This window comes from Amycolatopsis sp. NPDC051758 (genome assembly GCF_044453095.1).
Lineage (GTDB): Bacteria > Actinomycetota > Actinomycetes > Mycobacteriales > Pseudonocardiaceae > Amycolatopsis.
The window spans coordinates 320,310-343,335 of record NZ_JBITCJ010000003.1 but is presented as its reverse complement, the minus strand read 5'-3'; the positions used below and the strand labels follow the sequence as shown (position 1 = coordinate 343,335).

Genomic DNA, 23,026 nt, shown 5'->3' with positions numbered 1-23,026 from the left:
GTCCTCGGCCTCTGTGTTTCCCATGGTGTGCGACCCTACGGGACGGGCGTACCGCGCCTGGTGCGCCCGCCCCGCGAGGATGTCGCTCGTGTCAGCGGATGACGCCGGCCCGCATGGCCAGCGCAACCATCTGAGCCCGGTCGCCCGTGCCGAGCTTGCGCCCGATCCGGGACAGGTGGGACTTGACGGTGAGCGCGGAGAGGGAAAGTTCCTCGCCGATCTCCTTGTTGGACTGCCCGTCGGCGACCAGCTGGAGCACCTCCACCTCACGAGCGGACAGCTCGCGCGGGGTGTTGTCGGTGCCCGCGACGCGGGTCCCGGTGGCCAGCACCGGAGCCACGCTCGGGTCGGCGTAAACGCCGCCTTCGAGCACGCGCCGCACGCCATCGGTCACGACGACCGGTGACGCGGACTTCAGCAGGTACGCCTGGGCCCCGGCCTGGAAGGCCGAGCGGACCGCGTACGGGTCGTCCGAGGACGCGAGCACCACTACGCGCGGCCACCCGTGGCTACGGAGTTCCGTAACCAGCTCGATGCCGCTGCCGTCCGGCAGTCCGAGATCGAGAATCGCCAGGTCACAAGGCCCAGTGGCCTGTGCTCGCGCCCTCGCCTCGGCCACCGTGGCGGCCTCGTGGACGGTGCCCGCACCCATCTGTGCGAGTCTTGCTGCGATTGCCTCCCTCAACAGCGGGTGGTCATCGACCACCAGCACGGAAAAAAGCTCTTCCCGCGGATGCGGAACCATGCTCGCCGGCAATGCACCGGCTGGCGTGGATCGGACGGCCTGAGAAATGCCGACGGTAGCCACGTCACTACCTCCCTGGAGTCGGTCGTGCCCCCCGACCGGCACCGGGACCTTCGGCCGTTCAGCCGCGCCAGCTTTAGACCGAAAGTGGTGTCGTCGAAGGCACTGTAGCCGCCCTGAGGCCGTTGCGGGGGGATCGAATGGGTATCTATCTCAAACGAACAGTCACTCAGTGGGTTCGTAGTAACACGATCGGGCTAGTACACGGCCGGTTGCTAACGGATAGCCCAGCGAACACGATGCAAAGAAGTTACCGGCGGCCAAATGGCCGTGCAGATGAGCCGTGCAGCTGCCGGTGCGCGTAGTGACGAGGGTCCGGATGGGGGCCCGGGAGCCCCGGAATGTGGCCCCGGCCGGGGCATGATCAACTTCCGGAAGGCGCTTCGGCGGCGGCCTCGGAGCCGGAAATGGTGACTGTCCGTGTCCTGCGTGGGCGGGCATCGGGGTGCTCCGGCGCAAGTTGATCTTGTAGCGGTGCGTGACCGCCCTCCGTCACGAACGGGGGCACGCACCCGAAGACGTGAAACAGCCTCAGGAACGTCCGGGTGGTCCGGCGGGGTCCGCCGTTGTCCGGACCACTTCGCGCCCGCACGGGCGCTCTCAGGTCGCCATCCGGAGGACGGACCCGATGTTGGACGCGGTTCAGGAGATGTGAAATTTGCTCACATCGGTACAAGGAGCCACCGCGAGGAGGGCCGGCGCCCGGCCACCGTTGCCGATTCGTTGCCGATGATCGCCCGACTGCGGCAGGGTCAAGAGCTCTGGCGCTGCCCGAAGAGCGTCACGCCGACCGGGGGCAGGCCCACGACGCTGGCCATCACCTGGCAGAAGGCCTGCCCGTGCGGCAGCAGCGCGGCGTCCGTCGGCGTCCACGACGCCCGCAGCTCGAGGTCGTCGGTGCGGGCCGGGCCGGAGATGTCGCCGAAGCGGGCCGACGAGGTCTCGGTGACCGTGCCGCCGAGCGCCTTCCAGCTCGCGCCGGACACCTCCAGCGCGTCGGTCAGCCACGACCAGCCGACCGCGGGGAGGAACGGGTCGGTCGCCAGCTCGCGGTCCAGCTCCGCGCGCACGTACAGGACGAGGCGGAGTACGCCGTCCCAGCCGTCCTGGCCGTCCGGGTCGTGCAGCAGGACCAGCCGGCCCGAGGCCAGCACGTCGGCGGGGCCGGAGACCTCGCAGCTGACCGCGTACGACCACGGCGCGAGCCGCTTCGGCGCCCGCATCGGCTCCAGCAGCACCTCCCGGCGGGGCCGGACGGACTGCAGCGCCACAACTGCTTCGCGGAAGAGTTCGGGCACTGGCGTCATCGCGGTCACGCACCGACTTTAGGGCGGGCACGCCCAGTTGCGGGCGCAGGCGCGCCGAGGGAACGGCCCCGGCGGGCTCGTGGCACGATTGACGGCGATGTCTCCGACCACGCCTCTGCCGCAGCAAGCCGCTCCGTCCGGCCGCCGCGAGCTGCCCGAAGCCCCGTTCCTGGCCGCCGCGCGCGGCGACCGCCCGGCGCGCACGCCCGTCTGGTTCATGCGCCAGGCCGGCCGCTCGCTGCCCGAGTACCGCGCGCTGCGCGAGGGCGTGGCGATGCTCGACGCCTGTTTCGACCCCGAAATGCTCGCCGAGATCACGTTGCAGCCGGTCCGGCGGCACGGGGTCGACGCGGCCATCCTCTTCAGCGACATCGTGGTGCCGCTGAAGGCCGCCGGGGTCGACATCGACATCGTCCCCGGCACCGGCCCGGTGGTCGAGGCGCCGATCCGCGACCTCGCCGCCGTGAAAGCCCTGCCGGAACTGGTGCCCGACCAGGTCGCGAAGGTCGCCGACGGCGTGAAGCTGCTGGTCGAGCGGCTCGACGGCACCCCGCTGATCGGGTTCGCCGGCGCGCCGTTCACCCTCGCCAGCTACCTCATCGAGGGCGGGCCGAGCCGCAACCACGAGCACACCAAGGCGCTGATGCACTCCGAGCCGGCGCTGTGGCACGAGCTGGCCGGGCGGCTGGCCGACATCGCGCTGACCTTCCTGCGCGCGCAGCTCGACGCCGGCGTCGACGCGATCCAGCTGTTCGACTCCTGGGCCGGCGCGCTGTCGGAGCGGGACTACCGCGAGTTCGTCCTGCCGCATTCGGCGAAGGTCCTCGACGGCGTCGCCGCGTACGGCGTCCCGCGGATCCACTTCGGCGTCGGCACCGGCGAGCTGCTCGCCGCGATGCGCGACGCGGGCGCGGACGTCGTCGGCGTCGACTGGCGCATCCCCCTCGACGAGGCCGTGCGGCGCCTCGACGGGAACGCCGTCGTCCAGGGCAACCTCGACCCGGCGCTGCTGCACGCGTCCTGGCCGGTCCTCGAGGCCGAGGTCCGCCGCATCGTCGAAGAAGGCCGCGCGGCTCGCGGCCACATCTTCAACCTGGGCCACGGCGTGCTGCCGGGTGTCGACCCCGACGTGCTGACCCGCGTGGTCGGGCTGGTGCACGAGCTGTGAAGCGGGTCGCGGTCGTCGGGGGCGGCGTTTCCGGGCTGACCGCGGCGTACCGGTTGCGGCGGCTGCTCGGCGACACGTGCGAGATCTTCGTGTTCGAGAAGACGAAGACGCCGGGCGGCAAGCTGCGCACGGCCGAGCTGGCCGGCGTGCCCTACGATGTCGGCGCGGAGGCGTTCCTCGTCCGCCGTCCCGAGATGCTCGGGCTGGCCCGGGAGCTCGGGTTCGACGTCGTCCACCCGACGAGGGCCCGCGCGAAGATCCACGCCGGCGGCAGTGTGACCGGCCTGCCGCCGGGCACCGTGATGGGCGTTCCCGCGTCGGCGGAGTCGGTGGCCGGGGTGCTGTCGGAGGCGGGGCGCAAGGCCGTCGAAGCCGAGACGTCGCTGCCGGAGCTGCGGCTGCCGGGTGGTGACCTGCCGCTGGGGCCGCTGCTGCGCGAGCGGTTCGGCGACGAGCTGGTCGACCGCCTGGTGGACCCGCTGCTCGGCGGCGTCTACGCGGGCGGGGCGGACGGCCTCGGCCTGCGCGCGACCATGCCGGGCCTGGCCGCGGCGGTGGCCGCGGGCGCCGGTTCGCTGACCGCGGCGGCCGCGGCGCAGCTGCCCGCGAACCCGTCCACCGCGCCGGTGTTCGGCACCGTTCCCGGTGGTCTGGGCCTGCTGGTCGACCGGCTCACCGAGCTGTCCGGCGCCGAGCTGCGGACCGGGCTGCCGGTCTGCGACATCGAACGGCACGGCGCCGGCTGGCGGCTGCGCATCGGCGCGGCGCCCACCGCGCACGCCCCGGCGGACAACACGGTCGAAGCGGACGCGGTGGTGCTCGCGGTGCCCGCGCCCTCGGCTCGCCGGCTGCTCGCGGACCTGGTGCCGGCGGCGTCGACGGCGCTCGGCGAGGTCGAGCTGGCCTCGATGGCCGTCGTCGCGCTGGCGCTGCCGCCCGGCACGCAGCTGCCCGACGCGTCGGGGATCCTGATCGGCCAGGGCGAGCGAGACGCGTCCGGCGTGCCGTACGCGGCGAAGGCGTTCACGTTCTCTTCGCGGAAGTGGGCCCACTACGGCACCGGCCCGGTGCTGGTCCGCGGCTCGGTCGGCCGGTTCGGCGAGCTGGGCGCGTTGCAGGCCGACGACGTCGAGCTGGTCCGCGTGGTCCGCGACGACCTCGCCCGGCTGACCGGAATCACCACGGCGCCGGTCGAGACGCTGGTGACGCGGTGGGGCGGCGGGCTGCCGCAGTACGGCACCGGGCACCTGGAGCGGGTGGAGCGGATCGAGAAGGCCGTCGCCGAGGTGCCGGGGCTGGCGGTCGCGGGCGCGACGCTGCACGGCGTCGGGTTGCCGGCTTGTGTGGCGACCGCGGAGGCGGCCGCACACCGGATCGCCGCGCACCTTTCCGCGTGAGTGCTCTCACCCGACCCGTGGCGGCGGTCGTGCCGCCGCGGTGACAGGATGGACGCATGGCGCGGGTCAACTTCAACGAGCTCAACGACACCATCCGTTACACCACCTGGTCGGTCTTCAAGATCGAGCCGGGCCGGCTGGGTGAGGACCGGGGAACCGCCGGCCGCGAGACCACCGAGTACCTCGACGGCCTGGAGGCCAAGGGCGTCACCGTGCGCGGTGTTTACGACCTTTCCGCGCTGCGGGCCGACGCCGACTTCATGGTCTGGTGGCACGCCGAGGAGATCGAGCAGATCCAGGCCGCCTACGCCGGGTTCCGCCGGACCCCGCTCGGCCGCGCGTCGACGCCGGTCTGGAGCCAGACCGCGCTGCACCGGCCCGCCGAGTTCAACAAGAGCCACATCCCGGCCTTCCTGGCCGGTGAAGAGGCCCGCAAGTTCATCTGCGTCTACCCGTTCGTCCGGTCCTACGAGTGGTACCTGCTGCCGGACGCCGACCGCCGCAAGATGCTCGCCGACCACGGCAAGGAAGCCCGCGACTACCCGGACGTGCGCGCCAACACCGTGGCGTCGTTCGCGCTGGGCGACTACGAGTGGATCCTCGCCTTCGAGGCCGACGAGCTGCACCGCATCGTCGACCTGATGCGGCACCTGCGCGGCACCGAGGCCCGCCTGCACGTGCGCGAGGAGATCCCGTTCTACACCGGCACCCGCGTGCCGCCCGCCGAGCTCGTCGCGGCCCTGCCGTAGTGGCCGAGACCTCAGTGCGGGAGATCCTGGACGGCGTCTGGCGCACCCTCACCGGGGAGCAGCCGGGACCGGCCGAGCTGACCGGCGCCGAAGACGTGCTGCCCGGCCCGTACCGGGTGGCGGCCGCGGCGACGGCGTCCATCGCGGCCGCGACCCTGGCGGCCGGGGAAATGCTGAAGCTGCGCGAGATCGAGCCCGGCGTGGTCACCGCGGACACCCGCCACGCGGCGGCGGCGTTCCACAGCGAACAGCTCCTGCGGGTGGACGGCACCGGCGCCGAATCGGTCTGGGCGCCGCTGTCGGGCAACTACCGCGCGGCCGACGGCTGGGTCCGCCTGCACTGCAACTACCCGCGCCACGAAGCGGCGGTGTGCTGGGGACTCGGCGTCCCCGGAACCCGGGAAGCCGTCGAAAAGGCGGTCGCCGGGCGGGGCGCGCGGGAGATCGAGCACGCCGTCGTCAGCGCCGGGGGAGCGGCCGCCCAGCTGCGCTCGCCCGAGGAGTGGGCGGCGCACCCGCAGGGTTCGGCGGTGGCTTCACTGCCCCTCGTCGATCTGGCGCCGATCGGCGAAGCGCCGAAGCGGACGTTGTTCTACTCGGACCGTCCGCTGGGCGGCATCCGGATCCTGGAGCTGACCCACGTGCTCGCCGGCCCGGTCGCCGGCCGGGTCCTGGCCGCCCACGGCGCCGACGTCCTGCACGTCGGGGCGGCGCACTTGCCGCGCGTCGAAGCTTTGGTGCGCGACACCGGACAGGGCAAGCGATCCGCGTTCGTCGCGCTGGACACCGAAGGCGGCCGCGCGCGGCTGAAGAAGCTGATCAGCCGCGCCGACGTGCTGGTGCAGTCGTTCCGCCCGGGCGCGCTCGAGCGGATCGGTTTCGGGCCGGCGGAGCTGGCCGAGCTGCGGCCTGGTTTGGTGATCGCCGACTTGAGCGCGTACGGCTGGGAAGGCCCGTGGGCGCGACGGCGCGGGTTCGACAGCCTGGTCCAGATGTCGAACGGCATCGCATGGGGCGCTTCGGGTGACCCTTCCCCACTCCCGGTCCAGGCGCTCGACCACGGCACGGGCTGGCTCGCGGCGGCAGCGGTGATGACGGCGCTGCGTCGCCAGGTGACGGACGGCGGCACCTGGCGGGTCCGGCTGTCCCTCGCGGGCACGGGCCGCTGGCTGGATTCCCTGGGCCGCAAGGATTCCGCTGGTTCGGACGTCGACTACAGCGACTTGCTGGAGGAAGCGGACAGCGGTTACGGCCGGCTGACGCGAGTCCGGATGCCCGGCGGGTTGCCGGGCGCGGAGCCGCACTGGGACTTCGGCACCCGACTACCGGGTGTCGACAAACCGACCTGGACCCCCTGACTCGAGCGCCCCAATGTGGCGTTCGGTGCGTTGGACGCACCCAATGCCACATTGGGTGCGTGGGATGCACCGAACGCCACATTGGGTGCGTTGGACGCACCCAACGCCACATTGGGGCGTTTGCCCCGCGCCGGCGAAAGCCGCGGGCCGTGGGACCTCACCGGCGCCGGAGCCGGGACACCAACCCCCGCTTGGGTTTCGGCAGGTGCCCAGCCGCGATCAGCCACGTCACGAACTCGTCCGCGTACGCCCCCGACCGCTCGGTGTCCCGCTTGGGCCGCAAAGCGGTGAACTCCGCGAACAACGGCCCGAACCGCTCACCGAGCGCCTCGGCCAGCTCCGGCCGCTGGTACGCCAGCACCCGTCCGTGCTTCCAGCGCAGGACCTGAGCCTCCACCCGCAGCCGCGAAGCGTCGAAACCCGACGGGGCCGGGCCGTCCGCGAGCAACGCCTGCAGCAGCTCCGCCTGCCGCCGGGCCAGGTCCGCGCGGCTCACACCGTCACCGCCGCCCGCAGGGCCGCCAGCTCGGCCGCCAGTTCGTCGTCCGACGGGTAGTCGTCGTCGCGTTCCAGCAGCACTCCCGGTGGGTCCGTCCGGCGGCGGAGCTCGGCCAGCAGGTCCAGCACCTCCGGCAGCACCGGGTGCGCGTGCGTGTCGTGGTAGACGCCGTCGCGCTCGATGCCGCCCGCCATGTGCACGTACGCCAGCCGCTCCCACGGGATGCCGTCGAGGAACGCCTCGGGGTCGGTGCCGATGTTGCGGGCGTTGGCGTACAGGTTCGCGACGTCGATGATCAGCCGGCAGTCCGTGCGCTCGGTCAGCTCGGTGAGGAACTGTTCTTCGGTGAGCTCGGCGGCCGGCCACTCCAGCACCGCCGCGATGTTCTCCAGTGCGAACGGGACGTCCACAATGGACTGGGCGAGCTTGACGTTGGCCACCAGCACGTCGAGCGCTTCGCGGGTGCGGGGGAGGGGCATCAGGTGCCCCGAGTCGAGCCCGCCCGCGCGCACGAAGCAGACGTGGTCGCTGACCAGCGGCGCGTCGAGGGCCCGCGCGATCTCCGCGAGGTGCTGGACCCGGCCGGTGTCGAGCGGCTCGGCCCCGCCGAGGGACAGCGAGACGGCGTGCGGCAGCACCGGCAGGCCACGCTCGCGCAACGCCACCAGCGTCTCCGGCAGGTGGTCGTGGTGCAGGTTCTCGGCGACGACCTCCACCCAGTCGACCCCCGGCAGCCGCGCGATGGACAGGTCGAGCTCGTGCCGCCAGCCGATCCCGATGCCGAGCTCACCCACCGCACCCACCTCCGCCGCAGCCACCGCCACCACCGCACGAAGAGCTGCTGCTGCACGACGACGAGCTCGAGCAGGACGACCCGCCCGACGACCCGCCGCCGCCGGCGGAGCCCGCCGTCGGCATCAGGGCCGAGCTGAGCTCTTCGTCCGGGTAGTGCGCCATGCCGCCCAGCGCGACCGCCGCCGCGGCCCCGCCGAGCAGCACACCCCCGGCGAGCATCCCGGCCGGCACCGGCCCGCTCGCCGCGGCGCGCGCCTGGCCGAGCAGGCGGTTTCCCGCCCCCGAAGGGCGCCGGATCCCCGGCTTCGACCGCCGGATCGCGGCCACCAGCGTCAGCACGGCCGCGACGATCACCAGGAACACCAGGATCCCGACCGGGCGGCCGAGCGAGATGCCGTTGACCAGCCGCGCGACGCCGAGCGCCAGCACGGCCAGCTGCAGCACGAGCCCGAACGTCCGCACCTGGCGCTTCGCGGCGGCCGACGCCAGCAGCCCCCGCCGGTCCAGACCGTCCTCCAAGGCCTGCAGCGCCGCCGAGCCGCGGACCTTCGCGCGGATCGTCGACGTCGTCTTCAGCTTCGCCACATCGGCGACCGCCCGTTCCAACGGGTCGACCGGCCGCGTCCCGGCCTTGCTGATCTGCCGGTAGCTGTTCACCCGCAGCTGGCCGCGCTCCACCAGCGCCGCGATCGCGGCGTCGACCGCCCGGTCGGGCCCGCCGGCCAGGAAGGCCAGCTCGTAGACGGTCGGCGGTGGGCCGGGCTGGGCGTTGTCCGCCCGCACCGTGCGGCTCGCGACGACTCCGGCCACGAGGAGCCGGATCAGCAGGACCGCGCCGAGCAATGCGATGTAGAGGACCACGAAATCCGGTCCGGAGATGCCCCACGGGTCGTCCATCGCCCGTCTCCCCTCAGTGAAGTGCGCTTACCGTAGCTTCAGACGCGGCAGGTCGTGTCGGCGTTTCAACCGCCGCAGCCCCCGCCGCCACCACCTCCACCGCCGCCGCAGCCCCCGCCTCCGCCGCCACACGAGCTGCCGCCCCCGCCGCAGGAGCTGCCGCCGTAGTAACCGACCGCGGCGCCGCCCCCGGCGCTCGCCCAGCGCGAGCGGGTGGCGCCGCGGTAGCGGACCGTCGACGCCTGCGTGGCGCGGCTGACGGCCAGCCGCACGTCCTTGTCGGGGTGACCGCCGAGCCCGCCCGACGCGACGGCCCCGGTGGGCCCGGCCACCAGCGTCCCGGCCCGGCGCGCCTCTTCGGCTGCCGCCCGGCCGGCGGCGGTGGCCTTCACCTCGGCTGTCTTCGCGGCCCAAGCCGTGGTGACGATGGCCGCGACCGTCGTCAGCACGAGCAGCCCGAGCAGGAAGCCGGTCGGGTGCCCGGTGGCCGAACCGGCGATCAGCCGGACCACGCCGAGCACGAACAGCGCCCAGTACAAGACGGCCGTGAACACCCAGGTCAGCCGCAGTTTTTTGGCGTCGGTGAGCAGGCCGCGGCCGACCAGCCCGGCTTCGAGCTCCGTCACGGCCGGGTGGTGCCACACCTCGCTGCGCACCCGGTCGACCGAGCTGCCGGTCTTGGCGATCCGCACGAGCGCGGCGCGGCCCAGGTCGTCCGCCGCGGCGCCGGAGACGCGGTTCAGCCGTCCGGTGCCGTCCATCCGGATCACTTTCCGCTCCAGCAGCCGCGCGATGACGACCTCGCCGACGCGCGAGCGCCCGCCGGTCAGCAGTGCGAGCTCTTCGGTCCGCTCGGGCGCGCCGCCGGAGCGGCCGCGCCGCAGCAGGCCGGTGCGCACGACGGCGTACAGCGCCACCAGGAGCAGCAGGCCCAGGTAGAGGCCCGCGAACGCCGGTCCGGGAATGCCCCACGTGTCGGTCATGACTCCGCCCTCCCTCGTCCGTGTGCGGAGATTACGTCCGAGGAAGGGCGGTGGGTTGCCGGCTTAAGGGAGATTTAGGACTGCGGTACCAGTTTCAGCGAAATCGAATTGATGCAGTAGCGCTGGTCGGTCGGGGTCGGGTAGCCCTCACCCTCGAAGACGTGCCCGAGGTGGCTGTGGCAGGAGCCGCAGAGGACCTCGATGCGCTTCATGCCCATGGCGCGGTCTTCGCGCAGCAGCACGGCGTCCGAGTCGGCGGGGTCGTAGAACGACGGCCAGCCGCAGTGGCTCTCGAACTTCGTGTCGCTGCGGAACAGCTCGGCACCGCACGCGCGGCACTCGTAGACGCCGGTGGTCTTGGTGTCGGTGTACTCACCGGTGAACGGCCGTTCGGTGCCGGCCTGGCGGAGCACGGCGTACTCCTCCGGGCCCAGCTTCTCCCGCCATTCCTGCTCGGACTTCACGACGCGCGGGGTGGCTCCGACAACGGGTTTCATACCTTTCACCCGTTCCACGTTACGCCGCGAGCCACGCCAAGGCGTGCACCACGATGTCCCATGCGGCGACTATCACGCCGAGCACGATGAGGACCACGATCAGAGCCGACACCCAGTAGCGCAGCCCGCCCAGGCGGTTGCTGGAATCGGCGAAGTCGGACACGCCGTCCAACGCGGCTTCGATGGTGTAGTTGGGCCCGGATCGCTCGATCCGGTCGAGGTGCTCGGCGAACGCGAGCGCCTCCGGGTCGTACGGGTCCAGGCCGACCAGGTCCTCGTGGAACCGAGGATTCTGGCCCGGCAGCGAAGCTCCGTTGTCGGCCATGCCCTCCACGGTAGGCCATCGGCGCTCGTCAGCCCACCAGCGACGCGTTAAGTCTCAGTAGCCGGAGTTCGAGCTGCCGAGCTTCGTGCTGGAGTCGATCAGCGTCCGGCCACCGCTGTTGACCAGGCGGTAACCCGGCCGCTTGCCGCCGACGTTGACGTTCATGATGAGCGAGCCGTCGGCTTCGTTCCCGCCCGAGTCGGCCCTGGCGACGGTCGGCCCGTTGATGGCCTTCTTGTTCTCGGCCCAGTAGGCCTCGTAGCTCGCCTGGTCGCCGTAGACCTGCTGGGCGGCGGGGGTGAGCATGTCCCAGTGCGCGGCGGGGTCGCTGAAGTACTCGATGATCAGCCCGCCGGCCGCGGAGTAGTTGCTGACCGGGCTGTCCGACGGGGTCTTGCCGAGACCGGCCGGCGCGTTCGTGCCGCTGGTCGCGGTCTTGCTGGGCGCGGTGCCGGAGACGCTCGGCTGGTTGCCCGGCGACTGGCCGACCTGGTTGCCGCCCGTGCCGCCACCGCCGGAGTTGACCACCAGGAACACGATCACCGCGATCACGACGACCGCGGCGCCCGCGCCGGCGAAGATCGCGTACTTGCGCTTGTTGTCCGGCTTCGGGGCGCTCGACGAGTACTGCGGCGCCCTGGCCGTCGGCGCGGCCGCCTGCATCGGTCTGGGCGGCGTGTTCGGCGGGGCGGCCGGGGACCGCATCGGCATGAACGCCGCGGTCGGGCGCGGCGGGTTCGACGGCGCCTTGCCCGCCGGCACCGGCGTGCCCACCGGCGGTGACGACGGCGCGGGCTGGTCGGTCCGCTGCCACGGCGGGCGGTCACCGCTCTCGGCCGGCGCGGCGGGCTTGCGGCCCCCGCCACCGGAGAGCAGCGGCGGTGACGCCGACATGCCGCCCGGCTCGGTCCGGGCCAGCGCGGCGAGCCGCTCGCGGGCCTCGGCCATGGACGGGCGCTCGCCGGGCTCGCTGCGCAGCAGGCTCATCAGCAGCGCGGTGGCCGCGCCGGCCTGCACCGGCGGGTTGATCTGGCCGTTCGCCGCCGCGTAGAGCAGCGCGAGCTGGTTGGTGGTGTTGCCGTACGGCGTGGTGCCCTCGATCGCCTGGTAGAGGGTCGCGCCGAGGGCGAAGACGTCGGAGCTGGGCACCGGGTCGGCGCCGCGCGCCAGCTCGGGCGCCAGGTAGGCGGGGGTGCCGCCGATCAGGCCGGTCGCCGTCAGCGTCATGTCGCCGGCCGCGCGCGAGATGCCGAAGTCGGTGATCTTCGCGGTGCCGGTCTCGTCGATGAGGATGTTGCCGGGCTTGACGTCGCGGTGGACGATCCCGGCGCGGTGGGCCGCCACCAGCGCGGACGCCACCTGCTCGCCGATCCGGGCGATCCGGCCCAGCGGCAGCGTGCCCTGCTCGGACAGGATGGTCGAGAGGCTCGGCCCGTTGAGGTACTCCATCACCAGGCACGGGTCGCCGTTGTGCTCGGCGATGTCGAACACCACGATCGCGTTCGGGTGCTGGAACCGGGCCGCGTTCTTCGCCTCGCGCATGGCGCGCTGGCGCATGTTGTCGCGTTCGGTCTCGGAGACGCCCGGCTGGGGGAGGATCTGCTTGATCGCGACGTCGCGCTCGAGCCGCACGTCGGTGGCGCGCCAGACCACCCCCATGGCACCGCTACCAATGTGCTCGACGAGGCGGTAGTGCCCGGCGATCAGCTGACCGGTGTCGATGGCGACTGCTCCTGACGAAATTCCCGGTGGTGGTGGCCCTGCTCAGCGCGTTTCCGGTTCGCGCACCCGATCGAGTGTAGCGGTCGGCCCCGTGCTGTTCGCGTCAGCCAGCCGGTCCGGCGGGCTCGGGTGCGGGCGCCGGTGCCGCGGGCGCCCGTTTCCGGAAGACCCGGACCAGGCCGATGGCCCCGGCCAGCGCGAACGCGCCGTAGCAGACGAGCAGCGCGGGCGGCGTGTCGCCGGTCAGCGCGTCCCCGAGGACGACCACGGCGACGGTGCCGGGCACGCTCCCCAGCAGCGTACCGGCCAGGTACGGGACCAGCCGGACGGACGACACGCCGCAGAGGTAGCTGAACGGCGCGAACGGCACCAGCGGGATCAGCCGCAGGGAGGCGATCGCGAGGACACCGCCGCCGGAGAGCCGGTCGTTGACGGTCCGGACGGCCGACCGGTGCAGGTGCCGGGTGACCAGGTCGCGGCCGAGCAGGCGGGCCAGCCCGAACGACAGGCCGGCCGCGATGGTGGTGGCGACCAGGCCGATCGTGATCCCGGCCGCGGTGCCCACGAGCAGGCCGGCGGCGAGGTTGAACACCGTGCGCGGGATCGGCGCCACGGTGAGCAGCGAGTACGCGACGAGCAGCACGAGCGGCGTCGCCGGGCCGGTGGCCGCGGCCCAGGCCCGCAGGTCGGCCGGGCCGGGGATCGGCAGCAGCACCGCGGCCGCCGCGAAGACGGCGAGCACGGCGAGCGCGACGATCAGCTTGGTGCGGCCGGACACCCGGTCGAGCCTACCGGCGGCGCGTTCGTGGGAGCCCGGGGGCGCGATCACCGCTAGCGTGGCCGCATGCCCAAGCACGGTGACCCGGTCGAGTACGAGGTGGGCGGCCGCACGGTCCGCGTCTCGAGCCCGGACAAGGTGTACTTCCCCCAGCGCGGCATCACCAAGCGCCAGGTCGTCGAGCATTACATCACCGTCGGCGCGCCGCTGCTGCGCGCGATCGGCGAGCGGCCGACCACGCTGAAGCGCTACGTCGACGGCGTCGAGGGCGAGTGGTTCTACGCCAAGCGCGTGCCGAAGGGCGCCCCGGACTGGGTCGAGACGGCCGAGATCACCTTCCCGTCCGGCCGCAAGGCGGCGGAGGTCTGCCCGACCGAGCCTGCCGTGTTCGCCTGGGCGGCCAACCTGGGCACGTTCGACTTCCACCCGTGGCCGGTGCGCCGCCCCGACGTCGACCACCCGGACGAGCTGCGCATCGACGTCGACCCGCCCGACCGCGCCGGGTTCGCCGACGCGGTCGAGGTCGCCCAGGTGGTCCGCGACGTGCTGGCCGACGCCGGGCTGACCGGCTACCCGAAGACCTCCGGCGGCCGCGGGGTGCACGTGCTGGTCCGCATCCGCCCGGAGTGGGACTTCATCCAGGTGCGCCACGCGGTGATCGCGCTCGGCCGCGAGGTTGCGCGGCGGATCCCGGACAAGGCGACGATCGCGTGGTGGAAGGAGGAACGCGGCGGCCGCGTGTTCCTGGACTACAACCAGGCGGCCCGCGACCGCACGGTGGCGTCCAGCTGGTCGGTCCGCGGCACCCCGCGCGCCACGGTGTCCACGCCCCTGACCTGGGACCTGCTCACCGAGGTCGACGCGGACGACTTCGACGTGCTGACGGTCCCGGCGTTCCTGAAGGAGCATGGCGACCTGCACGCGCCGATGGACGCCGAGCCGTTCGGCCTGGAGACGGCGCTGGAGTGGTACGACCGGGACGAGCGGGACCACGGGCTGGGGGAGCTGCCGTACCCGCCGGATTATCCGAAGATGCCCGGGGAGCCGAAGCGGGTCCAGCCGAGCAAGGCCCGACCGGAGTGACCCGTCACGGCTTGCGGCAGCTGACCGAGGTCACGGCCGCCTTCGGCACGACCTTGCTGCTCTTGGTGCTGACGACGGTCCGGTCGACGCGGTAGGAGGCGCCGCCCTGGGCGTAGGCGGTCTCGATCAGCTCACCGGACTCGTCGCCCGAGATGCTGTAGGTGATGTCGCACTCCCAGAGCAGGGTGCTCGCACCCAGCGCGTTGAGCTTGGGCTCGACGACCACGTTGCAGCCCGCCGAACCGAAGCACTGCTTGGACTGGACGGCCAGGTCGACCGAGTAGTCCTTCGCGGTGGGCTCCGGGAGCAGCGGTTCCGTCGTGGTCGGCACGGCGAAAGCCGGGATCGACGGGCTGGTCGTAGCCGGTGCGGCGGCATCGCGTGGCCGGGCGTCACCGTCGGCGGAGATCCAGGTGCCGCCCGGTCCGACGCAGGGCGCGTGCTGGGACTTGTCCAGGCACGGGCCGGAAGCGGCTTTGCCCACTGCGAGCGCCAGCACGACGCCCACCGCGAGGGCGGGGACGGCGACGAGCGCACCGACCACCCACGGCCACTTCCCACGCTTCGGCGGGGGAGCAGGTGGCGGGAAGTACGGCGCCGGCGGGCCGGTCGGCGTGGGGATGGACATGGCGGCCTCCAGTGACGGTGTGTGACCACTGAGGACGTGTTGATCAAGAAGCCTGTTACCGGTCGGCGGTTATCGATATCCGCCACCCTCGCCGTGTGAGCAACGGCATGGGGAGACGCGAATCTCCGGAATTCGGCGACCTGACCCGGACAAAACCCGGGCTCGGAACGCGGAGTGATCGCGCGTCCACGTGCTGTCGCCTTTCGGGTCACAAATGTTGCACGGCCGCGTTCGACGTCACGATCATGGTCCCCGACGGCGTAACGTGCGGTCCCGAATCGACGACTCACCGGGACAATGCCTGGGGGGCGGTTCGACGAGAGGAAGGCCCGTCGTGGACGACCTGATCGCATTCCTGGCCGCGCGCGTGGGCGCCCGGCAGGCGTTGATCATGCAGGCCGTCAACAAGGCGCAGGCAGGCGACGCGATGAACCGGGGCGAGACGAAGGTCGCCGTGGAGCAGAAGATCCGCGGGCTGACCGACCTCGACCTCGACGCCGTCAACCAGATGATCAACGAGATCGAGGCGACCCGCCGGATCCTGCTCGCCCACCGCACCACGGTGTCGGAGAAGGTCCCGGGTTTTCCGCTCTACGGCAGCGAATACTGGTGTGAGACCTGCCACGTGCCCGCCGACGAGGCCGGCTCCAACTGGTGCCTCACCCTACGGCTGCTGGCGCTGCCCTACACCGACCACCCGGACTACAGCGAGCGCTGGCGCCCCTGACGGGAATCCCGGCGCACCCTGGGCGTTGCACCGGGTGTGAAGCTTTCCGTGCTCGACCGTTCGCCGGTCCGGCGCGACGGCGGCACCGCGCGGGCGCTGCGGGACACCGTCGCCTTCGCCGCCGACGTCGAACGGCTGGGCTACCACCGGTTCTGGGTCTCCGAGCACCACGGCGTGCCCGGGGTCGCCGGGTCCGCGCCGACCGTGCTGGCCGCGGCCGTCGCCGGCGCGACGAGCCGCATCCGGGTCGGCACCGGCGGGGTGATGCTGCCGAACCACCGGCCGCTGGTCGTCGCCGAGCAGTTCGGCGTCCTGGATGCGCTGCACCCCGGCCGGATCGACATGGGGCTGGGCCGCTCGGTCGGCTTCACCGGCGGCGTCCGCGAGGCCCTCGGGCACGGCAAGGAAGCCGCCGACGACTTCGGTGCGCAGGTGCGGGAGCTCCTCGGGTTCTTCACCGGCGACCACGCCTATCCGGGCGTCCACGCGTACCCGGCCGAAGGGCTGCGCGTGCCGCCGTTCCTGCTGGCCACCGGCTCCGGCGCGGACCTCGCCGCCGAGCTCGGGCTGCCGCTGGTGATCGCGCCAGTACGCGGGGAGCGGGCGCTGGCCGAAGCCGTGACGCGCTACCGCGAAGGGTTCCGGCCGGGCGATTGGGCGCGGGAGCCGTACGTCGTGGTGTCGACGGCGATCGCCGTCGCGGACACTGCGGCGGACGCGCGCCGCCTGCTCGTCTCGGAGGCCTGGGCGACGGTGTATTCGCGCTCCCACGGCGTCTTCCCGCCGCTGGATCCGCCGGCGGAGATCCTGGCGCTGCCGATGACCGACCGGGAGCGACGCCGTCTCGAAGAGACCCTGGACGGCCAGATCTCCGGCACGCCCGCCGAGGTGGCGGACCGGCTGGGGAAGCTCGTCGCGCTCGCGGACGCCGACGAAGTCCTCGCGACGACGGCCGCCTACGACCAATCCGCGCGGCTCGATTCTTTCGCGGCGCTCGCCGAACTGGCCGGCCTCCGGGTCCCTATTTCGTGAGTGGCCGGCGAATTCTTCGATCATCGCGTCAGTGAATCAACACCGAGAAGTCTCGATATCGTGTCGGATCATTACCGTTGGTGTATTTCCCGGCCGCGGCGGCCCGGTTTCCGGGTGACTGCCGGGTCGGCCTCGAGCCTTGAGCAGACGGGGCACCCGGCTGAGCCGGTCAGTCCGCGGCTTGGTACGACTCGATGGTGCGGTGTTCGAGGTTCGGGACGAGCTGCTCGAGGACGAGCTCCCTGAAGTGCGGGGTCTGCCGGTGCTCCTCGAAGGCTTCCGGCGAGGTGTACCGCTCGAGCAGGACGACGCTGTGGTCGTTGTCGAGATCCCGGTAGATCTCGAAGGCGAGGTTGCCCGGCTCGGCGCGGCTGGCCTCGGCGAGCCGCCGGTACAGCGGCAGCAGGTCGGCCGCCTTCCCCGCGGGGAGGGTGTGCCGGGCGATGACTTGCAGTTCGGGCATCAGGGACCTTTCTGCGGGAAGGGTTCCCCTCACCGTAGGCCGCCGGAGGTTCGGCGGGCGGCGAAGGATCACCCGAGCACGAACGGCAGCCGCGCGGCCAGATCACCCAGCTCCGCCGCCTCCGCTTCCGTCGGCGAGCGACGGCCCGTCGCCACCAGCAGCACGTCCTCGTCCGAAAACGACTCCGGGAACACCGCCCCGGCGATCTTCTCCAGCATTTCCCGCGTCCGGGCCAGCCCCTCGGCGGGCGGCCCGGCAACGGACGACACTCCAGCTACCAGGTCGAGGTGGTGCAACGTCCACTCCAGCACGTACGCCGACAGGTAGTCGCCCGCCGTGAGGACCATGTCCTGGGTCGACACCCGCAGCCCCGGGTCGGCGAGGTCGGCCGCGCGCCCGGCCGCGGCGCCGACGTCGTCGAGGTGGAACTTCAGCAGGGCCGGGTCCTCGTACGCCGCCGCCAGGCGGACGATCAGCGCGTCCAGCGGGTCGTCGCCCGAGGGCAAGGAGCCCGACACCGCCCAGTACGACACCGCGTCGTGCGTCACCGGCGAGGAAGCGGGAGTCACCAGCGTGATCAGGACGTCCTGGGCGTCGATCACCAAGTGGCACACCAGGTCCCGGACCAGCCAGCCCCGGCAGCCGGACGGCTTTGCGAAGTCTTCGTCGGGAAGGGCGGCGACCGCGGCGCGCAACGCCGCCCACGTGCGCGAGAAGAGATCCACCCGGCGAAGCTAGCAGGGTCACAGCCTCAGCTGCAGCTGAGTGAGGATGCGCTGCGCGGGATCGGCGAAGTCCACTCCGGACACTTCGGTGGCGCGGCGGACGCGGTAGCGCACCGTGTTGGGGTGGATGTTCAGTGCCCGCGCCGCCGCGCGGACGTCGCCGAACGCGTCGAGCCAGGCCAGCACCGCCGGCACCAGGATCCCACCGTGCTCGGCGTCGTGCGCCACCAGCGACGTCAGGCGCGGGTCGCGGATGCGGGGCTGTTCACCCAGGTAGGCCAGGACTTCCGAGAGCAGGACCTCGGCGCGGACGTCCGCCAGCGACGCGACATCGGCGGCCCAGTTCCCGCGCGCCATCGCGACCAGGACGCGGTCGGCGTCACCCCGAGAGGCGACGGCGTCCGAAAGCCGTGGCACCACACCGCCGAGGGCCGCCCGCACCGGGACGTCCAGGTGCCGTCGCGCGGTGGCCGCGATCTCGCGCGCCAGCGCCAGCACCGCCGCGTCGGAGTGCTCGGGCAGGTCCGGCAGCAGCGCGTAGACGCGGCCGCCGATCACGCTCACCAGTGCGCTGCGCCGGTAGGCCGCGGTGTGGACGGCGATCAGGTGCACGAGCTCGGCGCGTCGCAGCTGCCGGTTGTCCGAACGCTCCAAGGAAAACGCCAGCACCTGCGCCGGCCGGGCCGGGTCCGCGCCGATGTCGTCCGCGACGGACTCGGCGTCCAGCCGGCCTTCCAGCAGGCTCGCCAGGAGGTCTTCGCGCAGCCGCAGTTCGGGGCTGGGCAGCGTGCGGGCGCGGATCAGCTGCGGCGCGAGCGTGCGGCTGGCGCCGAGCAGGGCCGTCTCGGCACGTTCGGTGAGCGGCTGGGCACCCTCCTGGACCCAGATCGTGCCCAGCGGCTGCTTGCCCGCGTGGATGCCCGCCGCGATGCGCCGGCGGATGCCCAGTTCGGGTCGTTCGTCGATCCGGACAATGCCTTCGCCGGCGCGAAGCCGCTGGTAGACGCCCCATTCGCGGAGCATCGCGAGGTAGCGCTCCGGGCCTTCGCGGCCGAGGATCGACAGCCGCCGCAGCTCGTCGACCTCGTCACCCGCCCGCGAATACGCGAGCACGCGGTTCGCCGTGTCCTCGATGCTGACCAGGCCGCCGGTGAGCGTCGCGATCGTCTGGGCCAGCGCGAACAGGTCGCCGAGCACCTCGCCGCTGGCCGCCTCGCCACCCGCGCGGGCCGCTTCGACAACCCCGCGGGCCAGCGACTCCACCTGTTCCCAGCGGGCCTCGGTGCCGACCGTGAGCAGCGCGACGCCCGCGTCGGCGGCGACGTCGGCGCCCGTCGCGCCCTTGACCGCCACCGCGGCCGCGCCGCCGCGCCCGGCCGCGCGGATCGCCGGCGCCGCCGCCCGGCCACGCGCGCCGATGACCAGCACCAGATCGCCGGGTGACGCTTCCAGGGGGTCTTCGGGGTCGAGGATCACGACGTCGGTGACCGGGACGCCCAGGCCGTGCGGCGCCACGACCACCTCGACCAGCGGTTCCCCGAGGGTGGCCAGTACGTGGCGCAACGACGTTATCCGATCGGCCAAGGTCACCCGATCGATTTTAGCCGGTTGAACAAGCCGTCGAGACGTGTCCGGAGTTACCGTTCGGGGCATCACCAGGGAGTAAGCCAGCAGAGGAGCCGCCGTGGACGCCGTGACCCAGACCCCCGCCCCGAAGAACGAGCCGGTGCTGACGTATGCGCCGGGCAGCGCTGAGCGCGCGGAGCTCGAGGGTGCGCTCAAGCGGCTGGGCCAGGCGGAACCCGTCGACCTCACGGTCACCGTCGGGGGCGAGCAGCGCCCCGGTGGCGGCGAGAAGATCGACGTTGTCCAGCCGCACAACCACCGTCACGTGCTGGGCACCATCCACAGCGCCACCCAGCAGGACACGACCGACGCCATCACCGCGGCCGCGAAGGCCGCGCCGGAGTGGCGTGCGCTGTCCTACGACGACCGCGCCGCGATCCTGCTGCGCGCCGCCGACCTGCTGACCGGCCCGTGGCGCGCCACCCTCAACGCCGCCACCATGCTCGGCCAGTCCAAGACCGCGACCCAGGCCGAGATCGACTCCGCCTGCGAGCTCGCCGACTTCTGGCGCTTCAACGTCGAGTTCGGCCGCCGTGTCCTCACCGAGCAGCCGGCCAGCTCGCCGGGTGTGTGGAACCGGATGGAGCACCGGCCGCTGGAGGGCTTCGTCTACGCGATCACGCCGTTCAACTTCACCGCGATCGCCGGCAACCTGCCGACCGCGCCCGCGCTGATGGGCAACACCGTGCTGTGGAAGCCGTCGCCGACGCAGTCGTTCGCCGCGCACCTCACCATGCGGCTGCTCGAAGAGGCCGGCATGCCGCCGGGCGTCATCAACCTGCTGCCGGGTGACGGCAAGGCCGTCTCCGAGGTCGCCCTGACCCACCGCGACCTGGCCGGCATCCACTTCACCGGCTCGACCGCGACGTTCCAGCACCTGTGGGGCACGGTCGGCGCGAACATCGCGGGCTACCGCTCCTACCCGCGCCTGGTCGGCGAGACCGGCGGCAAGGACTTCATCGTCGCGCACCCCTCGGCCGACGTCGACGTCCTGCGCACCGCGATGGTCCGCGGCGCTTTCGAGTACCAGGGCCAGAAGTGCTCCGCCGCTTCGCGCGCGTACGTCCCGCGCAGCGTCTGGAACCAGGTCAAGGACGGCCTGGTCGCCGAGACCGAGGCGCTGTCCTACGGCGACGTCACCGACCTGTCGCACTTCGGCGGCGCGGTGATCGACCGGCGCGCGTTCACCAAGCACGCGGAGCTGTTCGACCGCGTCAAGGGGGACGCCTCGGTGGAGGTGCTCACCGGTGGCACCGCCGACGACGAAGACGGCTTCTTCGTCCAGCCGACGATCCTCGTCTCCGACAACCCGAAGCACGAGATCTTCTCGACCGAGTACTTCGGCCCGATCCTCTCGGTGCACGTCTACGAGGACGGCGACTTCGACGCCGTGCTGAAGCTCGTCGACGAGACCGCGTCCTACGCGCTGACCGGCGCGATCATCGCGAACGACCGCACCGCCGTGGCGAAGGCGTCCGAGGCGCTGCGGTTCGCCGCCGGCAACTTCTACGTCAACGACAAGCCGACCGGGGCCGTCGTCGGCCAGCAGCCGTTCGGCGGCGCGCGGGCCTCGGGCACCAACGACAAGGCCGGCTCGATCTTCAACCTGCAGCGCTGGACGAGCCCGCGCTCCATCAAGGAGACGTTCGTCCCGCCGACCAGCGTCCGCTACCCGCACCAGGGCTGAGGAGGTCCGTCATGTTGCGCGCTCCGTTGCTCGCCGCCGCCCGGTCCCAGGGCATCCGGCGGCTCGTCGAAGCGGTGCCCGCCACGCGATCCGTGGTGCGCCGGTTCGTCGCCGGGTCCGAGACCGCCGACGCCGTCCGCGTGGCCAGGGAACTGGCCGCGGACGGCCGGCGGATCACCCTCGACCACCTGGGCGAGGACACCACCGACGCCGCGCAGGCGACGGCGACGGTCGCGGCCTACGAAGCCGTGCTGTCGGCCCTGGCCTCGGAAGGGCTCGCCGACGGCGCGGACGTCTCGGTGAAGCTGTCGGCGGTGGGCCAGTTCTTGCCGTCGAACGGCGAGGACGTCGCGCTGGAGAACGCGCGGAAGATCTGCGCGGCGGCGGACGCGGTCGGCGCCACCGTGACGCTCGACATGGAGGACCACACCACCACGGACTCGACGCTCGGCATCCTGCGCGAGCTGCGCGGCGAGTACCCGTGGGTGGGCGCGGTGCTGCAGGCCTACCTGCGGCGCACCGAGCAGGACTGCCGGGAGCTGTCCGGGCCCGGGTCGCGCGTGCGGCTGTGCAAGGGCGCGTACGCCGAGCCGGAGTCGGTCGCGTTCCAGGAGAAGTCCGAAGTGGACAAGTCGTACGTCCGCTGCCTGCGCGTGCTGATGGCGGGCCAGGGCTATCCGATGGTGGCGTCGCACGACCCGCGGATGATCGAGATCGCCGCCGCGCTGGTGATCGAGAACGAGCGCCGGGACGACGACCACGAGTTCCAGATGCTCTACGGCATCCGCCCGGAGGAGCAGGGGCGGATCGCGGCCGGCGGGTCGCGGATGCGCGTCTACGTGCCCTACGGCGACGAGTGGTACGGCTACTTCATGCGCCGGCTGGCCGAGCGCCCGGCGAACCTCGCGTTCTTCCTGCGCGGGCTCGCCACCCGGTCCTGAGACACGACGAAGGCCGCTCCGGACCCCGGGGCGGCCTTCGTCGTGTGGTGGTGGTCAGGCCTGTTCGGCCTCGGCTTCGGCGGCCTTGCGCTTGACCTCGGCCATGTCGACCTCGCGAGCCTGCTTGATGAGCTCTTCGAGGGCGGGCTCGGGGAGCGCGCCGGGCTGGGAGTAGATCAGCGTCTTGTCGCGGATGATGGCCAGCGTCGGGATGGAGCGGACGTCGAAGGCGGCGGCCAGCTGCTGCTGCGCTTCGGTGTCGACGCTCGCGAACACGAGGTCTTCGTGCTTCTCGGAGGCCTTCTCGTAGACCGGTGCGAATTGACGGCACGGCCCGCACCAGCTCGCCCAGAAGTCGATCAGGACGAACTCGTTGTCGTTTACCGTCTGGTCGAAGTTCTCGGCAGTCAGCTCAACGGTGCTCATGCCCTGGTCAACGAAGTGGGTGCGGCGGGAATTCCCGGGCCCGGGGTAGCGTCTCCACCGAGCAACCAGCAAGAGGAGGAACACGATGGCCGACGGCGAAATCCTGGGCCGGATCGACGAGCTGATCGCGGAGGAGCACGAGCTCCGGTCGCGCTCGGTCGGCGTGGGGCTGAGCGGCGGCGACAAGGATCGCCTCACCGCGGTCGAGCAGCAGCTCGACCAGTGCTGGGACCTGCTCCGGCAGCGGCGCGCCAAAACGGAGTTCCACGAGAACCCGGACGACGCCGCGGCCCGCCCGGTCTCCGAGGTCGAGTCCTACCGCCAGTAACCCGTCACTCGCGTGATTGAGCACGTGACTCGCGTGATCGAAGCCGGATCTCGCGAGTCACGGCTTCAATCACGCGAGTT

Annotated in this window: 25 protein-coding genes; 10 read left to right on the top strand and 15 right to left on the bottom strand. The window is 72.3% G+C overall.

Annotation, left to right across the window (positions count from 1 at the left end; all coding sequences use genetic code 11):
* Positions 1–91: 91 nt before the first annotated feature.
* On the bottom strand, positions 92–808 hold the full coding sequence (locus ACIA5G_RS17005) for a response regulator transcription factor (protein WP_033261886.1): 717 nt from the start codon (positions 806–808) through the stop codon (positions 92–94).
* A 749-nt stretch (positions 809–1,557) separates the two neighbouring features.
* A complete protein-coding gene (locus ACIA5G_RS17000) occupies positions 1,558–2,121 on the bottom strand; it encodes a DUF3000 domain-containing protein (RefSeq protein ID WP_395923977.1) in 564 nt (187 codons plus the stop codon).
* Positions 2,122–2,209: 88 nt separating this feature from the next.
* Between ACIA5G_RS17000 and hemE the strand changes: the two genes are divergently transcribed.
* From hemE to ACIA5G_RS16980, 4 genes are read left to right on the top strand one after another with little or no spacing between them, the layout of a single operon-like run.
* Positions 2,210–3,280, top strand: coding sequence for a uroporphyrinogen decarboxylase (gene hemE, locus ACIA5G_RS16995; RefSeq protein ID WP_395923975.1), 1,071 nt, complete (start codon positions 2,210–2,212; stop codon positions 3,278–3,280).
* Positions 3,277–4,677: a protoporphyrinogen oxidase gene (hemG, locus tag ACIA5G_RS16990; protein ID WP_395923973.1), complete on the top strand. Its 1,401-nt coding sequence runs from the start codon at positions 3,277–3,279 to the stop codon at positions 4,675–4,677. Before hemE ends, hemG begins: the two co-directional genes overlap by 4 nt.
* Before the next feature lie 56 nt (positions 4,678–4,733).
* Positions 4,734–5,426 carry a hydrogen peroxide-dependent heme synthase gene (hemQ, locus tag ACIA5G_RS16985; RefSeq protein ID WP_395923971.1) on the top strand — a complete coding sequence of 231 codons (693 nt, stop codon included), beginning with the start codon at positions 4,734–4,736 and terminating at the stop codon, positions 5,424–5,426.
* Positions 5,426–6,784, top strand: a complete 1,359-nt coding sequence (locus ACIA5G_RS16980) for a CoA transferase (RefSeq protein WP_395923969.1) — start codon at positions 5,426–5,428, stop codon at positions 6,782–6,784. Before hemQ ends, ACIA5G_RS16980 begins: the two co-directional genes overlap by 1 nt.
* Before the next feature lie 157 nt (positions 6,785–6,941).
* Here ACIA5G_RS16980 and ACIA5G_RS16975 read toward each other — a convergent pair whose 3' ends face one another.
* The 8 genes from ACIA5G_RS16975 to ACIA5G_RS16940 all read right to left on the bottom strand — a co-directional run bounded on the left by ACIA5G_RS16975 (position 6,942) and on the right by ACIA5G_RS16940 (position 13,280).
* On the bottom strand, positions 6,942–7,280 hold the full coding sequence (locus tag ACIA5G_RS16975) for a hypothetical protein (protein ID WP_395923967.1): 339 nt from the start codon (positions 7,278–7,280) through the stop codon (positions 6,942–6,944).
* The gene (locus ACIA5G_RS16970; protein ID WP_395923965.1) at positions 7,277–8,077 is read right to left on the bottom strand and encodes a DUF692 domain-containing protein; all 801 of its coding nucleotides are present in this window, start codon (positions 8,075–8,077) and stop codon (positions 7,277–7,279) included. The genes ACIA5G_RS16975 and ACIA5G_RS16970 overlap by 4 nt, the downstream gene beginning before the upstream one ends.
* Complete coding sequence (locus ACIA5G_RS16965) at positions 8,070–8,975, bottom strand: TIGR04222 domain-containing membrane protein (RefSeq protein WP_395923963.1); 906 nt, start codon at positions 8,973–8,975, stop codon at positions 8,070–8,072. The genes ACIA5G_RS16970 and ACIA5G_RS16965 overlap by 8 nt, the downstream gene beginning before the upstream one ends.
* Before the next feature lie 65 nt (positions 8,976–9,040).
* Positions 9,041–9,958: a TIGR04222 domain-containing membrane protein gene (locus tag ACIA5G_RS16960; RefSeq protein ID WP_395923961.1), complete on the bottom strand. Its 918-nt coding sequence runs from the start codon at positions 9,956–9,958 to the stop codon at positions 9,041–9,043.
* Between the two features lie 74 nt (positions 9,959–10,032).
* Positions 10,033–10,455, bottom strand: coding sequence for a peptide-methionine (R)-S-oxide reductase MsrB (msrB, locus tag ACIA5G_RS16955; RefSeq protein WP_395923959.1), 423 nt, complete (start codon positions 10,453–10,455; stop codon positions 10,033–10,035).
* A gap of 19 nt (positions 10,456–10,474) precedes the next feature.
* Positions 10,475–10,780, bottom strand: coding sequence for a hypothetical protein (locus ACIA5G_RS16950; protein WP_284745289.1), 306 nt, complete (start codon positions 10,778–10,780; stop codon positions 10,475–10,477).
* 54 nt (positions 10,781–10,834) lie between these two features.
* On the bottom strand, positions 10,835–12,487 hold the full coding sequence (locus tag ACIA5G_RS16945; RefSeq protein ID WP_395924922.1) for a protein kinase: 1,653 nt from the start codon (positions 12,485–12,487) through the stop codon (positions 10,835–10,837).
* Positions 12,488–12,605: 118 nt separating this feature from the next.
* Positions 12,606–13,280: a TVP38/TMEM64 family protein gene (locus ACIA5G_RS16940; RefSeq protein ID WP_395923957.1), complete on the bottom strand. Its 675-nt coding sequence runs from the start codon at positions 13,278–13,280 to the stop codon at positions 12,606–12,608.
* Positions 13,281–13,346: 66 nt separating this feature from the next.
* On the opposite strand from ACIA5G_RS16940, the gene ACIA5G_RS16935 reads away from it, so the two are divergent.
* A complete protein-coding gene (locus ACIA5G_RS16935; protein WP_395923955.1) occupies positions 13,347–14,363 on the top strand; it encodes a DNA polymerase domain-containing protein in 1,017 nt (338 codons plus the stop codon).
* 4 nt (positions 14,364–14,367) lie between these two features.
* On the opposite strand, the gene ACIA5G_RS16930 is transcribed toward ACIA5G_RS16935, so the two are convergent.
* Complete coding sequence (locus ACIA5G_RS16930; protein ID WP_395923953.1) at positions 14,368–14,991, bottom strand: hypothetical protein; 624 nt, start codon at positions 14,989–14,991, stop codon at positions 14,368–14,370.
* A 334-nt stretch (positions 14,992–15,325) separates the two neighbouring features.
* On the opposite strand from ACIA5G_RS16930, the gene ACIA5G_RS16925 reads away from it, so the two are divergent.
* Positions 15,326–15,718: a DUF6221 family protein gene (locus ACIA5G_RS16925; RefSeq protein ID WP_395923951.1), complete on the top strand. Its 393-nt coding sequence runs from the start codon at positions 15,326–15,328 to the stop codon at positions 15,716–15,718.
* 48 nt (positions 15,719–15,766) lie between these two features.
* Positions 15,767–16,750 carry an LLM class flavin-dependent oxidoreductase gene (locus tag ACIA5G_RS16920; protein ID WP_395923949.1) on the top strand — a complete coding sequence of 328 codons (984 nt, stop codon included), beginning with the start codon at positions 15,767–15,769 and terminating at the stop codon, positions 16,748–16,750.
* 169 nt (positions 16,751–16,919) lie between these two features.
* Here the strand turns inward: ACIA5G_RS16920 and ACIA5G_RS16915 are convergent, their stop codons facing one another.
* The 3 genes from ACIA5G_RS16915 to ACIA5G_RS16905 all read right to left on the bottom strand — a co-directional run bounded on the left by ACIA5G_RS16915 (position 16,920) and on the right by ACIA5G_RS16905 (position 19,510).
* Positions 16,920–17,213: a putative quinol monooxygenase gene (locus ACIA5G_RS16915; protein ID WP_395923947.1), complete on the bottom strand. Its 294-nt coding sequence runs from the start codon at positions 17,211–17,213 to the stop codon at positions 16,920–16,922.
* Between the two features lie 68 nt (positions 17,214–17,281).
* Positions 17,282–17,938: a maleylpyruvate isomerase N-terminal domain-containing protein gene (locus ACIA5G_RS16910; protein WP_395923945.1), complete on the bottom strand. Its 657-nt coding sequence runs from the start codon at positions 17,936–17,938 to the stop codon at positions 17,282–17,284.
* A gap of 18 nt (positions 17,939–17,956) precedes the next feature.
* Complete coding sequence (locus ACIA5G_RS16905) at positions 17,957–19,510, bottom strand: PucR family transcriptional regulator (protein ID WP_395924920.1); 1,554 nt, start codon at positions 19,508–19,510, stop codon at positions 17,957–17,959.
* 112 nt (positions 19,511–19,622) lie between these two features.
* Here ACIA5G_RS16905 and pruA point away from each other — a divergent pair, with 112 nt between their 5' ends.
* Together pruA and ACIA5G_RS16895 are read left to right on the top strand one after the other, a co-directional pair.
* Entirely contained in the window at positions 19,623–21,251 is a 1,629-nt protein-coding gene (pruA, locus tag ACIA5G_RS16900) for an L-glutamate gamma-semialdehyde dehydrogenase (protein ID WP_395923943.1), read from the top strand.
* An 11-nt stretch (positions 21,252–21,262) separates the two neighbouring features.
* A complete protein-coding gene (locus ACIA5G_RS16895) occupies positions 21,263–22,192 on the top strand; it encodes a proline dehydrogenase family protein (protein ID WP_395923941.1) in 930 nt (309 codons plus the stop codon).
* 54 nt (positions 22,193–22,246) lie between these two features.
* Here the strand turns inward: ACIA5G_RS16895 and trxA are convergent, their stop codons facing one another.
* Positions 22,247–22,618 (bottom strand): thioredoxin, encoded by a 372-nt coding sequence (gene trxA, locus ACIA5G_RS16890; protein ID WP_395923939.1) that lies wholly within the window; start codon positions 22,616–22,618, stop codon positions 22,247–22,249.
* 85 nt (positions 22,619–22,703) lie between these two features.
* Between trxA and ACIA5G_RS16885 the strand changes: the two genes are divergently transcribed.
* Complete coding sequence (locus ACIA5G_RS16885; RefSeq protein ID WP_003068842.1) at positions 22,704–22,946, top strand: DUF2630 family protein; 243 nt, start codon at positions 22,704–22,706, stop codon at positions 22,944–22,946.
* The last annotated feature ends 80 nt before the right edge of the window (positions 22,947–23,026 follow it).